Here is a 13,523-nt window from a genome sequence, read left to right on the forward strand (position 1 = left end):
TTTCGTTAAGTCTTTAAAATTCGTTTTGAGCATTTTGTAGAACTCATTGTTTTGAAATCTGTATATTTCGCCCCTCTTCCTTTTATTTGAGATTGACAGTAAAAACCAAATATGGCTTCGGATACCCCAAAAACAAATACTTTCAGAAAAAAAGGTGAAACCAAACCAAAAGCACAAGAAACCCAATCCGGGAAGTTTTCTTTGGCTTTTGCTAAGGACAAAAGGATACCTCTGGCATTGGGGATTATTTTGATGTCTTTTTCTGTGTTTTTGTTTTTTGCCTTTCTGAGCTATATTTTTTCAGGAAAAGCTGACCAAAGTCTAGTGGTTTCCGAGATGGAACAAGGAATCAGGACCACGGCATCTGAAGCGAGAAATTGGCTTGGATTGTTTGGAGCCAAGATGTCAGATATTTTTATCAGGAGGTGGTTTGGGTTGGCTGCATTTCTTCTCCCCCCCTATCTATTCTTCCTTGGATTTAAATTGGCCTTCAAAAAATCTTTGGTTTCACTTTCTAGATATAGCGGCTTTGCGCTGTTTTTTGCATTTTGGATTGGGCTCGTGACAGGATATTTTGTTCAATTGGCAGATGGCTATAGCACATTGGGATATATCAGTGGAGGTTTTGGATTTGAATTGGGATTATTGGCAGATGAATTTTTGGGATGGGGAACCATCATTTTGATCCTAGGTTCAATTTTAATTTTCATTATCTTTTATTTCAATATCAACCAACTCGATTGGATACAGAATATTGGTTCCGCAAAAATTAAAGAAGAGAATGCTGTTTCAAAATTTGAGGCTGAAGTCGAGGCTAAGCTAAAGGAAGAACAGGATGAACTTGATTTGGAAGATGAATTGGAAGAATTCGATCTGGAAGAAGAGGCAAGTTCATGGACCATCAAATCGGATGAAAAAGAAAAAACTGTTCCTGCCAAAGGCCCTGTTTTCAATATTCAGGGAGATGACATTTTAGAAGATGAGCCTTTTGTAGAAAAAGTGGAGGAAAAGAAATTTGCCATCAACAAACCCAAAGAAGAAAAAACAGCCCTTGAGGTAGAAAACCTCGATCCATATGACCCGACATTGGATTTGCCGCATTATAAGTATCCGACTCTGGATTTGCTCAATGAATATGATGTCCAGAAAGTGACTGTATCAAGGCAGGAACTTGAGGAAAATAAAAACAAAATCGTCGAGACGCTTGTCAATTTTAAAATCGGCATCCAGGAAATCAAAGCTACCATCGGCCCCACTGTTACCCTATATGAAATCATCCCTGATCCGGGAGTGAAAATTTCCAAAATCAAAAATCTGGAAGATGACATTGCCTTGAGTTTGGCGGCCTTAGGAATCAGGATCATCGCCCCGATGCCCGGCAAAGGCACAATCGGGATAGAAGTTCCAAACAAGAACCGGGAATTGGTTCCTGCCAAAGCGGTTTTGGGAACAGAAAAGTTTTTGCACAGCGACAAGGATTTGCCTGTTGCATTGGGCAAAACCATTTCAAATGAAGTCTTTGTCATGGACTTGGCAAAGATGCCTCACTTGCTCATGGCAGGGGCCACAGGTCAGGGTAAGTCTGTTGGATTAAATATGATCTTGGCTTCTTTGGTGTATAAGAAGCATCCTTCACAACTGAAGTTTGTGCTCGTCGATCCTAAAAAAGTGGAACTAACGCTATTCAACAAAATTGAAAGACATTTTCTTGCGAAACTTCCGGGAACTGATGAGGCTATCATCACAGATACCAAAAAAGTAATATATACCCTCAATTCTCTTTGCATCGAAATGGATAACCGTTACGACCTGCTCAAAGATGCGGGTTGTAGAAACCTCAAAGAATACAATGCAAAGTTTGTAGCAAGAAAACTCAGTCCTGAAAAAGGGCACAAGTTTATGCCATACATTGTCTTGGTGATTGATGAATTGGCAGATCTGATGATGACTGCCGGCAAGGAAATTGAAGCGCCTATAGCTAGACTCGCCCAACTTGCGAGAGCGATCGGGATCCACTTGGTCGTGGCAACGCAAAGGCCTTCTGTCAATGTCATCACAGGTATCATCAAAGCCAATTTTCCTGCAAGACTTTCCTTCAGGGTTACTTCCAAAATTGATAGCCGAACTATCCTTGATGCCGGTGGTGCCGAGCAATTGATCGGGATGGGAGACATGTTGCTTTCCCAAGGATCAGACGTGACACGAATTCAATGCGCATTCCTAGATACCCCTGAGGTGGACTCCATCTGTGATTGGATCGGAGCGCAAAAAGGCTATCCTGATGCCTATTTATTACCTGAGTTTGCGGGTGAAGAAGGCGAAGGAAGTCTCTCTGATGTGGATTTGTCTGACAGGGATCCGCTTTTTGATGATGCTGCAAGATTGATTGTTTTGCATCAGCAAGGAAGTACTTCACTAATCCAAAGAAAACTGAAACTTGGCTATAACCGGGCCGGAAGGATTGTGGATCAATTGGAAGCTGCGGGAATTGTTGGTGCTTTCGAGGGCAGCAAAGCAAGGGAGGTATTGATACAAGATGAGGCAAGTTTGGAACGGTTATTGAACAACCTGTAAAAATTCAGAATTTAAATACAGAGGCCTTTGCCTCTTCTACCATAATGAAAAAACTCCCACTAATTTTATTTTTCCTAAGTGCATTTGCCAGTTTGGCTTTTGCACAATCAAAGGATCCAAAAGCCAAAGCAGTTTTGGACGGGGTCAGTCAAAAATATGCATCCAACAAAGGACTCAAAGCAAGTTTTGAGTTTTCTTATTCAGATGTTTCTGATAGTCGCGTCCAAAATCAGAACGGTGAAATCGCCATCAAAGGAGATAAATATCATCTGAAATTACCTGAGCAGGAGATTTTCAACAATGGAAAAACTGTGTGGACCTACATCGTATCTGACAATTACAAGGAGGTGACGATCAACAATGCCTCCGATATGGAAAATGAACTGACCCCGTCTTCTGTGTACAACATTTACCAAAAAGGATATAATTACAAGTTGCTAGGGGAAAAGACAGAAAACGGTGTGGTAATCCAAGAAGTAGAACTCACCGCCGAAAAGCCCAACGCACCATTCAAAAGGGTAAAGTTGTTTGTTGATAAAAATAGAAAGGACCTGATCAGTTGGGAAATCTATGATGACCAAGGTGGTATTTTTAAATACAAGTTCAAGTCTGTCAATACCAATGCTGAACTGACAGATGACTATTTCACATTCAATCCGCAGAAATACGGAAAGGTAGAAATAATCGATCTCCGCTGATTTTGATTTTTATCCCTACTTTTGGGAAAAATTATTCAGAATGACCCGACAAGAATTATTTGAACAAATCAAAATCAAGCGATCTTTTTTGTGCGTAGGCCTAGATACTGATCTCAATAAAATCCCAAGCCATCTGCAAAAAGAGGATGATCCCATTTTTGAATTCAACAAACAGATAATCGATCAAACTGCAGACTTTGCAGTGGCCTACAAGCCCAATATTGCATTCTATGAGGCATTGGGTCCAAAAGGTTGGGAAAGCCTTCAGAAGACCTTGGATTATATTCCGCAAAATATTTTTAGCATAGCAGATGCCAAGCGGGGCGATATCGGAAATACTTCCGGCCTTTATGCCAAAGCATTTTTTGAAACCATGAATTTTGACTCCATTACAGTGGCTCCATACATGGGCATTGATAGCGTTAGCCCTTTTCTTTCTTACGAAAACAAATGGGTCATATTATTGGCTTTGACTTCCAATGAAGGTAGTTTGGATTTTCAATTTTCTGAGTTGAAAAATGGTAAACCAGTCTATCAAGAAGTCCTAGAAAAGAGCAGCAAATGGGGCAATCCGGACAATATGATGTATGTAGTCGGAGCGACACGAGGAGAAAAAATCGGTGAGGTAAGAAACATTGTCCCTGAGAATTTCTTTCTTGTCCCTGGAGTTGGGGCACAAGGTGGAAGTCTGGAAGATGTAGCCAAATATGGAATGAACAGCAACTGCGGACTATTGGTCAACTCTTCGAGAGGAATCATTTACGCAGGAAAAGGTGCTGATTTTGGATCCGAAGCCAGAAAAGAAGCTAAAAAGCTACAACAGGAAATGGAAGTTCTTTTAAACCAATATTGCTTCTAAAGCCATATCAAATCATAAAAAAAGCCATGGAAACTTCTAAAAGATCCCATGGCTTTTTTTATTTCATCCATTAAAGATTAATTCTCAGCCATCACTTTTTTGATGTAAGCCACACTTTGCGGGATTTGTTGAACAGACCTAGAAGACTCATCTTCAATAATCAGGTATTTCGCACCTGACTTTTGAGCTTGTTTGATCAGTCCTTTAATGTCGATATCTCCTGTTCCGAGTACCACGTTAGTCTCTACATCTCCTTTTCCATCAGAACTTCCCAGGGTACCTTTGGCCCTGTCTTTTAAGTGGAGCAAGGGAAATTTGTTAGGGTACTTTTTCATGATAGCCAAAGGATCACCTCCACCCATCTGCACCCAAAACACATCCATATTGAAATCGAAGTTTTTGGCATTTTTGAGCATTTCATCAAATAGAACACCTTCGCCATGTGCCGTAAATTCATAGCCATGTGGATGATAACACAAAGTAATTCCGGCATCCTTTAGGGTTTTACCTGCCTTGTTGAAAAGCTCCACAGCAGCTTGCGTCTCTTTGATGCTGAATTTTCCCGAAGTATGGGGAATCCAGGTACAAGTTGCATATTTTGCCCCATAAGCTTTTGCATTGTCTATGATCACCTGCGGATTTTCCTGCAATTGCTTATAATCTGCCCCGACACCCACTACCGAAAGGCCAAGTCCTGAAATAAAAGTTTTGTATTCATCCTGACTCATGCCGTAAGTTCCACCACCTTCAAGGAATTTGATTCCCATTTTGGGGATAAGTGCATGGGTACCTTTGACATCGGTTTTCATTTCATTGCGCAGGCTATACATCTGCAATGCAATCTCTTGTGCATGTACCTGTGCTGATATGATAATCACAATAACTAAACTGAATAATTTTAAAATAAGGTTTTTCATAGGTCCTAATGGGTTTGTTTGGAGGAAGTTAGTAAATCAGATTATAATGACATCCAAGAATGTGACTGATGGAATTTTTTCCATACTAAAAAAACAAAATGTGATTTTTGCGATACTTTGCTAAATTACTTGTCCAAAACATATTAACCCATGAAAGATTTTTCAAGACGACAATTTATCAAGCAATCCGCCTTGGCAGGCGCCACAATGGCGATAGCTCCTTCTATTTCTTTTGCAACCCAACCTGACACCATCATTGGTCACGGGGATTTCAAATATAAAGTAAATACCTCTTGGGGAAATCTTGATCCCGCCAAATTTCCGGTGGTCAATTGCCACGAAATGGTCATGGACAAAAAAGGCAGACTGCTGATGGTAACCGATGAGGCTAAAAACAACATCCTTATCTACGACCAATCGGGAAAATACATCGATTCTTGGACTTTGGGTTTGGGATCTGCACATGGTCTAAGTCTTGCCAATGAAGGTGGGGAGGAGTTTTTATGGATCGTAGACAATGGCGGCAGGGTCATCAAAACCGATCTTAAAGGAAAAATAATCACAGAAACAGCTACACCGACAAGTCAGGGAATCTATAAAGAAGGGATGCGCTACACTCCAACCGAAACTGTCGTCGCACCAAATGGTGACTTGTATATCACCGATGGCTATGGCTCGCAGTATGTACTTCAATATGACAGCAAGGGAAAATTTATACGGATGTTTGGCGGTGATGGACACGGTGATGCCCAATTCAAAACAGTCCATGGAATAGCCGTCGATCAAAGAAAAGCAGGAACTCCTACCCTACTTTGTACTTCCCGTGGACATAATTCATTCAAAAGGTTTACAATGGAAGGTGAATATTTGGAAACGCTTTTCCTTCCCGGAGCTTTTGTTTGCCGACCTGTCATCCATGGCAAAAATCTCTATGCGGGGGTTTGTTGGTCAAGATCCAAATATCTGGAGCAAATGGACAACTCAGGGTTTGTAACGATTTTGGATGAAAACAATAAAGTCGTCTCTAATCCTGGTGGTACCCAACCAAAATACATCGATGGAGAGCTCCAATTGATGATTCAAAAAGAGCCAATTTTCAAACATTGCCACGATGTATGCATAGATCAAGATGAGAATATCTATGTCTGTCAGTGGAATGCCTCAAAAAGTTATCCCATCAAACTTACACGGGTATAATCCTTCAAGTCTTTAATTTCCAGAGGTCAAAAGAGGAGCGATTTGTTCTGCCGAGATAACTCCTGAAGGCAATTCTGTGATTTTCAGATTTCTGAAATGAATCGGGGCGCCTTCAGATTCCAAGCAGATATATCCTTTCTTTTGACTTGCTTGGCTGATGCCATTGACAAACTTTCCGTTTACAGAGAGTTTTATCACACCATCGACGCAAATGACCACATAAGTATTCCACTCTCCCTTGCCCAAGCAACGGTTTTCTATGGATTTACTTCGGGTTCCCCGTGGGGTATCAGGTACAGTAGTCACTCCGCCTACTCCAAACAATTCACCATGAACGTAGGCAATTGGAGGTAAGACACCGTCTTTTTTGTTTTGATTTACCCAATCCAATTCCAACATCTGCACTTCTACGCCATCAGGCAGCCTTTGTTCTCCGGGGACAGCACTACTCCAAACAAAGGTCCCTGAGTTTCCCCCAAGTTCCATGTGCTTCCACTCGATGTGCATGATGAAGTTTTCATATTGCTTTTCAGATCGGATCACTCCAATGGGCAATCCCCTACATACCAGTTCCTGCCCTTCAAAATACCAGGTGTCTTTTTCTGTATTGACATTATACCATTTTAAAGGAGTTTCTTTTGGCGACTGATCGGAAATGAGGGCTTCTATTCCTCTTGATTTTCCAAACTCAAATAGATATTCCTGACAATGCGCTGAGAAATTTTGCGCTAGAAATAGGAGAAAGACAAAGGACAATGATTTCAGGATTTTCATTTGGCGGAAATTTTTTGGAAAGGATTTTTAAAAAGGAAATCTATCGGGGAAGGAAAGTTTGGTCAAAAAAACTTGGTCTTTCCTGGGATGGCAACAGCGGGGACAGGCCATTTGAGATCCCAATCATATTCCTCCAATTTAGGCCCTAAAGTTTGGGTGGAGTTGAGCGCTTCTTGCCATCCGATGGTTTGCCCGGTGTAGCCGACCATTCTCCCCAAAACCGCCAACATCGTACTGTTTGCCATCAGGTCTCCTTCATTGATTGGTTTGCCAGATCTTATAGCCGCAAATAATTCCTCATGTTGGGTTTCATAAGGATTGTTTTTTTCACCCTCATAATTCCAAGCATTTTGACCATCAATTCGATGGATTTGTCTTCCGATGTCCACAATGGCATTTCCATTTCTTCCCATGATTTCTGCCTTGTTGACATTGGAAGCCCCTTGCTGCTGTCTACTGAAATGGATTCCTTTTGCACCATTTTCATATTCATACTCTATGGCAAAGTGATCGAAAATGTTTCCATATTTTTCTTCGGTTCGTGATTGTCTTCCACCCGACCCCGTGGCTTTGACAGGAAGTTTGTCACCAAAAGCCCATGACATCATGTCAAGACTATGCACCATCATTTCTACAATATAATCGCCCGAAAGCCAATCATAGTAATACCAATTCCTCAATTGGTACTCCATTTCTTTCCATTCTGGCTTTCTGTCTTTGTACCATAATCCTCCCCCATTTCTTACCGTAAGCACGGAAGCTACTTCACCAATCTCTCCCTTATTGATTCTTTCAAAAAGAGCTCTTTTGGGAAAATCATATCGAAAAGTAAACCCTGATACCACAGAAAGATTTTTGGCCTTCGCTTCTTTGGCTGTTTCCAAAACGCTCCGAACTCCGGGAGCATCCACCGCTACGGGTTTTTCACAAAAGACATGCTTACCTGCCGCAACCGCAGCTTTGAAATGACCAGGCCGGAATGCAGGAGGAGCAGTAAGGATAACGACATCCACATCGGATTCAATTACATTCTTATAGGCGTCAAAACCCACAAAACGGTTTTCTTTATCCACCTTGACCTGATTGGGATTTGCTTCAAAAAGTGCCTGATAAGATTCATCCAAATAATCGGAAAATATATCTCCCATACAGGTCAGGACGGCGTCATTATCAGCTTTCAAAGCCTGTAGTGCCGCTCCGGTTCCCCTGCCTCCACAGCCAATCAAACCCACTTTGAGTGTATTGTTTTTGCTAGCATAAGCAGGATTGATCTGAAATACAAAAGGTAGAGCGGCACTTCCTATCAAGGCCGTCCCGGTGGATTTAAGGAATTCCCTCCGGTCTTTTTTTTCGGGTGAATATGTTTTATCTGACATATGGTGGCAGTATTATTTTGGGTATCGATATGAGAATTTATTTCAATTCATTCAAATTCTTAATTACCAGTAAAATACTATTTATCAGGACTATTTCAAAAAGAATTAGAATTAGACCTGAATCTCAAACCTATAATCCTTCTTGGAAGGATTGACTAAAAGATTATTGAATTAAGGAGCTTTGAATAAATAAAAATGAAATAGCGGCAATTAAAATCCATTGGAACAAAGTTGAAAGTGGTGGAGATTTTGAATTTACCTGTCCAGTAAAAAATCTTTTGAGCCCCGCAATTAATCAATATATTGTAAAGAAAGGATATCTAACCTCGAGCCATTTCTACAAAATTAACTTACAACACCCCTGATAATATGAAACCATCTACAGATTCCAGAAGAGATTTTCTCAAAAAATCCATCGCAGGTACTGCGGTTTTTTCGATTGGAGGAATACTTCCTGCCTTCAGTCCAAAGAGCTATGGAAAAATCATTGGAGCCAATGATAGAATCAAGATTTCAGTGATGGGAGTCAACAGCAGGGGAAATGCCTTGGCACAGAATTTTGCAAACCAACCAAATGCAGAGGTCATCCATATCTGCGACGTAGATCAATTAGCAGCAGAAAAATGCATCAGCGCGGTTTCCAAAATCCAAAACTCTACGCCAAAAGCTACTCCTGATTTTAGAAAAAGCCTGGAAGACAAGGATGTAGACGTGTTGGTGATTGCAGCCCCTGACCATTGGCATGCCCCGGCAGCCATTCTCGCCTGCAAAGCCGGAAAGGATGTTTATCTAGAAAAGCCTTCCAGCCATAATCCCAACGAAGGAGAAATATTGCTTCAAGCTGCCGCCAAATACAAAAGATTGATCCAAATGGGTAACCAAAGAAGGTCATGGCCGAATGTGGCCGCCGCCATCAAAGAAGTCCATGATGGTGCAATCGGTAGGCCTTATTATGCCAAAACATGGTACACCAACAACCGGGGACCGATCGGTATCGGAAAAAAAGTGGCAGTCCCCTCCCATCTCGATTATGATTTATGGCAAGGCCCAGCCCCACGAGAAGATTATCGGGACAATATCATCCATTACAATTGGCATTGGTTCTGGAATTGGGGAACAGGCGAAGCATTGAACAATGGTACGCACATGGTCGATTTGGCGAGATGGGGATTGGGAGTGGAATTCCCGACAAAAGTTACTTCTGCAGGTGGAAGGTACCGCTATCAGGACGATTGGGAAACCCCGGATACCCAAATGATCAATCTGGAATTTGAAAACAAAAGTATGATCAGTTGGGAAGGAAGAAGTTGTAACGGTATTAACAATGAAGGATCGAGTGTGGGTGTGATTTTCTACGGGGAAGAGGGTTCTGTGAATATCGGAGGTGGCAATGCTTACTCCATTTATGACTTAAAAAACAAACTTGTCAAAGAAGTCAAATACGACCGTCCTGTTGATGCGCGAAATCTTTCTGATCCGACCCAAGAACTTGATGCGATCCATATCCAAAACATGTTTGAAGGAATCAAAAAAGGAACTCCACTAGCAGCAGAAATTATCGGGGGACAGGCGAGTACACTCTTGGTCCAGTTGGGAAATATTGCGCAAAGGACCGGTGAGACATTGAACGTGGATCCTAAAAACGGCCATATTATCGGGAGCAAAGAGGCGAAGAAATATTGGCAAAGGGATTACCAACCTGGGTGGGAACCAAAAGTGTAAACCCAATTTCCCACTCCACCTCCACCCTACCATGAAGCTTACTTCCCTTGACCTGATTGTAATCACTGCTTTTTTTCTCCTGATGTTGGTGATCGGGGTTTACTCCTATTTCCGAAATAAAAGCGCTGACGATTATTTCGTCGCTGGAGGAAACTTGCCTTGGTGGCTATCAGGAATTTCCCACCACGTCTCGGGATATAGTGGGGCGGTATTTGTTGCTTATGCAGCCATTGCCTACACACATGGATTTACAATATATGTTTGGTGGGCATTTACTATCGGCTTGACAATTTTGGCCAGTGCCAAAATATTTCCCGTGCGGTGGGTCAGGCTTCGCAAGAAATTCCATATCCAATCCCCTCTTGAATTCCTTGCCCGACGCTACAATATCCTCACCCAACAGATCATGGCTTGGAGCGGCGTGCTGTTAAAACTATTCGATATCGGCGCAAAATGGGCCTCTATTGCCATTTTGCTTAATGTTTTTACCGGCATCAGTCTTCCAATTGGCATTCTGATATCAGGAGGAATCTCTCTTTTGTACATCACCTTTGGAGGATTATGGGCGGTGGTGATGACTGACTTTGCACAATTTATCATTCAACTTTTGGGAGGACTCGTTATGTTCTTCGCTGTGTTATACAAGCTTGATGGACTGGAAAGTATATTTACCATTTGGGATAAATTACCATCAGGAAACAGTCAGCCATTTAATGACCCCTATGGTGTCGGTTTTGCTTTTGCTTTTTTGTTTATAAATTTCCTATCCTACAATGGTGGCCAATGGAATCTTGCCACCCGGTATATTTCTTCCCCCTCGGAATCCCAGGCTACCAAAGCAGCAAGGCTATCCGGATGGCTATATTTGATTTGGCCTTTAATTTTGTTTTTCCCAATGTGGGCTGCACCTATTTTGCTTCCAAATCTTGCGGATCCAAGTCAATCTTATGGTCAGCTGACCCTTTTGCTTTTACCTTCAGGTTTGGTAGGACTGGTGATAGCTTCCCTTTTTGCCAATACAATGTCCATGACTTCCTCTGACATCAATACTATCTCCGCCGTGATCACTAGAGATATCCTGCCAAACATTTCGGAAAAATTCAGCTTAGATAAAATTTCATTGCTTACGGCAAGGGTTACGACTTTCATATTCACCCTGCTGACCATCATTGTCGCCCTTCAATATGAATATTTTGGGGGAATTCTCGGCTTGATCATCACTTGGTTTGGAGCATTGGTAGGACCGATTGCCGTTCCGATGCTTTTTGGGGTTATTCCTGCCTTCAAATCTTGCGGTCCAGTTGCAGCCATCAGTTCTATTTTTGCCGGACTCATCACTTTCATCATCACCAAGAATGTTGAAATCAGTAGCTTGGCTTTGCAGGTGAGCCTTCCTCTGATCGTATCTACCTTAGTATATGTATTTATTGGACTTGCCCAAATCCGAACTGTTTCCGACAAAGTAAAAGCAATGCTTCAGGAAATCAGTAAAGAATAAAACCTATCAGAAACCATGGAACTGACTGTATTCGATTCAAGAAAAGAAATGGGCGACGCTGCAGCAAAAGCAGTAGAAGAAAGGATATTGAATGTTTTGGAAGAAAAAGAAAATGTGCGAATTGTTTTTGCTGCGGCTCCTTCACAAAATGAATTTTTAGCAGCTTTAAGTAACTCCTCCAAAATACCTTGGGAAAAAGTAACCGCCTTTCACATGGACGAATATGTGGGTCTAAGCAAGGATTCACCAGCACTTTTTTCCAATTTTCTAAAAGAAAAACTGTTTGACAAGTTGCCTTTCGGGAAAATAAATCTCATTGATGGCAACAAAAATCCGGAGGAAGAATGTGACCGCTATGCCTCTTTGCTCCTTCAAGCTCCTATTGACTTGGTCTGTATGGGGATCGGTGAAAACGGACACATTGCCTTCAATGATCCTCCTGTGGCAGATTTCAATGATTCAAAAACAGTAAAAATGGTAGCGCTAGACCGGGTCTGCAGGCAGCAACAGGTCAATGATGGTTGCTTTTCAGCTTTGGAAGAAGTACCGAGCCATGCTTTGACACTGACAATTACCGCCCTTCTTGACACGGCTTATATCTGTTGCGTCGTGCCCGGCAAAAACAAAAGACATGCTGTCACCGACACCATTTCAGGTCCGATAGAAACGCAATGCCCGGCCTCAATTTTGAGAGTCCACGCCAATTGCCATCTCTTTTTGGATATCCAATCAAATCCTGAAATTTTGGAACCAAATGATAAAAATGAATATATCGGAATTGATTGCCTGACTGGAAAGCTGTCTGTTCTCAATTCAAGTGGGAATTTTATAACCACAAGCGTCAAACCATCCAAAAAACAGTTGAATGACCATTTTGTTATTGGCCCCGGTTTGGTGGATTTGCAAGTAAATGGTGTCAATGGTATTGATTTCAATGATCCAAATCTCTCTGTGTCGGATATCGAAAGTGCCACACACTTTTTGTTGAGCAAAGGCGTCACCACCATTTTTCCAACCCTGATTACCAACGAAGATCAAGTCATCATCTCAATTTTATCTACCTTCAAAGAAGCCTGTGATAATAATCCCTTGATTGCTGCATGCATCGGAGGGATTCACTTGGAAGGTCCTTTTATTTCTTCAGAAGAGGGGGCGAAAGGAGCCCATAATTCTAAATATATCCAAAAACCAAAATGGGATTTGGTAAGCAAATTTCAGGATGCATCCGGTGGAAGAATCAAGCTCATCACCATGGCACCTGAGTTGGAAAATGTTTTTTCATTCATCAAAAAATGTTGCGACAATGGAATAAAAGTAGCCATTGGACATAGCAATGCCACCTTTGAGGATTTGGCAAAAGGAGTAGAAGCAGGAGCAAGCCTTTCTACCCATCTTGGAAATGCCGTTCCGCTGATGCTTCCGCGTCATCCCAATATCCTTTGGGATCAACTTGCCTTGAATCAACTACATGCGAGTTTGATCGCAGACGGGTTTCATGTACCGGATTCATTTTTGAAAGTGGTTTTGAAGGTAAAAGGAGAAAAAGCTTTTTTGGTGAGTGATGGAACAAAGTTTTGCGGAATGCCTCCCGGACAATACAAAACCCATATCGGAGATGAAGTAATCCTGTCCAAAAATGGAAAATTATCCCTGAAAAACGGAAATGGATTATTGGCAGGAGCAAGTAAAACCCTCCTTGAAGGCATAGAATACCTGATTGAAAAAAAGCTAGCAGACCTTTCGATGGCTTGGAAAATGGCCTCAGTCATACCGGCGGCTTATTTAGGAATCGGTTTTCAAAAACCAAATACCAATACCGACCTCGTATTTTTCAAACTCCGAGACAGCGGAAAAATTAAAATCCACAAAGTCGTTAAGAACGGAGAGGTTTTCAAAATTTGACGTAAA

10 protein-coding genes are annotated in these 13,523 nt (G+C 41.7%); 7 read left to right on the forward strand and 3 right to left on the reverse strand.

Annotated features, from left to right (window positions below; genetic code table 11):
• Positions 1-111: 111 nt before the first annotated feature.
• Genes M3O96_RS01790 through pyrF form a run of 3 tightly spaced genes read left to right on the forward strand, consistent with a single transcriptional unit; the run spans position 112 to position 4,131 of the window.
• On the forward strand, positions 112-2,574 hold the full coding sequence (locus M3O96_RS01790; RefSeq protein WP_249718195.1) for an FtsK/SpoIIIE family DNA translocase: 2,463 nt from the start codon (positions 112-114) through the stop codon (positions 2,572-2,574).
• 41 nt (positions 2,575-2,615) lie between these two features.
• Positions 2,616-3,272 (forward strand): outer membrane lipoprotein periplasmic chaperone LolA1, encoded by a 657-nt coding sequence (gene lolA1 / locus M3O96_RS01795; RefSeq protein ID WP_502798893.1) that lies wholly within the window; start codon positions 2,616-2,618, stop codon positions 3,270-3,272.
• 40 nt (positions 3,273-3,312) lie between these two features.
• A complete protein-coding gene (gene pyrF / locus M3O96_RS01800) occupies positions 3,313-4,131 on the forward strand; it encodes an orotidine-5'-phosphate decarboxylase (RefSeq protein ID WP_249718198.1) in 819 nt (272 codons plus the stop codon).
• A gap of 77 nt (positions 4,132-4,208) precedes the next feature.
• Here pyrF and M3O96_RS01805 read toward each other — a convergent pair whose 3' ends face one another.
• Entirely contained in the window at positions 4,209-5,048 is an 840-nt protein-coding gene (locus M3O96_RS01805; protein ID WP_249718200.1) for a sugar phosphate isomerase/epimerase family protein, read from the reverse strand.
• A gap of 150 nt (positions 5,049-5,198) precedes the next feature.
• Between M3O96_RS01805 and M3O96_RS01810 the strand changes: the two genes are divergently transcribed.
• The gene (locus M3O96_RS01810; RefSeq protein WP_249718202.1) at positions 5,199-6,245 is read left to right on the forward strand and encodes a twin-arginine translocation signal domain-containing protein; all 1,047 of its coding nucleotides are present in this window, start codon (positions 5,199-5,201) and stop codon (positions 6,243-6,245) included.
• Between the two features lie 12 nt (positions 6,246-6,257).
• On the opposite strand, the gene M3O96_RS01815 is transcribed toward M3O96_RS01810, so the two are convergent.
• Positions 6,258-7,019 carry a 3-keto-disaccharide hydrolase gene (locus M3O96_RS01815; RefSeq protein WP_249718203.1) on the reverse strand — a complete coding sequence of 254 codons (762 nt, stop codon included), beginning with the start codon at positions 7,017-7,019 and terminating at the stop codon, positions 6,258-6,260.
• 62 nt (positions 7,020-7,081) lie between these two features.
• Positions 7,082-8,395 (reverse strand): Gfo/Idh/MocA family protein, encoded by a 1,314-nt coding sequence (locus tag M3O96_RS01820; protein ID WP_249718205.1) that lies wholly within the window; start codon positions 8,393-8,395, stop codon positions 7,082-7,084.
• A gap of 369 nt (positions 8,396-8,764) precedes the next feature.
• On the opposite strand from M3O96_RS01820, the gene M3O96_RS01825 reads away from it, so the two are divergent.
• From M3O96_RS01825 to M3O96_RS01835, 3 genes are read left to right on the forward strand one after another with little or no spacing between them, the layout of a single operon-like run.
• On the forward strand, positions 8,765-10,117 hold the full coding sequence (locus M3O96_RS01825) for a Gfo/Idh/MocA family protein (RefSeq protein WP_249718207.1): 1,353 nt from the start codon (positions 8,765-8,767) through the stop codon (positions 10,115-10,117).
• 31 nt (positions 10,118-10,148) lie between these two features.
• The gene (locus tag M3O96_RS01830; protein WP_249718209.1) at positions 10,149-11,615 is read left to right on the forward strand and encodes a sodium:solute symporter family protein; all 1,467 of its coding nucleotides are present in this window, start codon (positions 10,149-10,151) and stop codon (positions 11,613-11,615) included.
• Positions 11,616-11,630: 15 nt separating this feature from the next.
• On the forward strand, positions 11,631-13,517 hold the full coding sequence (locus tag M3O96_RS01835; protein WP_249718211.1) for a 6-phosphogluconolactonase: 1,887 nt from the start codon (positions 11,631-11,633) through the stop codon (positions 13,515-13,517).
• Positions 13,518-13,523 lie beyond the last annotated feature (6 nt).

This window comes from Aquiflexum sp. TKW24L (assembly GCF_023502205.1).
Classification (GTDB): domain Bacteria; phylum Bacteroidota; class Bacteroidia; order Cytophagales; family Cyclobacteriaceae; genus Cognataquiflexum.

What these genes read in the sequence shown, in the direction of transcription:
- M3O96_RS01790 (WP_249718195.1), top strand. Translation starts at nt 112, where the DNA reads ATGGCTTCGGATACCCCAAAAACAAATACTTTCAGAAAAAAAGGTGAA.
- M3O96_RS01835 (WP_249718211.1), top strand. Translation starts at nt 11,631, where the DNA reads ATGGAACTGACTGTATTCGATTCAAGAAAAGAAATGGGCGACGCTGCA.
- M3O96_RS01810 (WP_249718202.1), top strand. Translation starts at nt 5,199, where the DNA reads ATGAAAGATTTTTCAAGACGACAATTTATCAAGCAATCCGCCTTGGCA.
- M3O96_RS01815 (WP_249718203.1), bottom strand. Translation starts at nt 7,019, where the DNA reads ATGAAAATCCTGAAATCATTGTCCTTTGTCTTTCTCCTATTTCTAGCG.
- M3O96_RS01820 (WP_249718205.1), bottom strand. Translation starts at nt 8,395, where the DNA reads ATGTCAGATAAAACATATTCACCCGAAAAAAAAGACCGGAGGGAATTC.
- pyrF (WP_249718198.1), top strand. Translation starts at nt 3,313, where the DNA reads ATGACCCGACAAGAATTATTTGAACAAATCAAAATCAAGCGATCTTTT.
- M3O96_RS01805 (WP_249718200.1), bottom strand. Translation starts at nt 5,048, where the DNA reads ATGAAAAACCTTATTTTAAAATTATTCAGTTTAGTTATTGTGATTATC.
- M3O96_RS01825 (WP_249718207.1), top strand. Translation starts at nt 8,765, where the DNA reads ATGAAACCATCTACAGATTCCAGAAGAGATTTTCTCAAAAAATCCATC.
- M3O96_RS01830 (WP_249718209.1), top strand. Translation starts at nt 10,149, where the DNA reads ATGAAGCTTACTTCCCTTGACCTGATTGTAATCACTGCTTTTTTTCTC.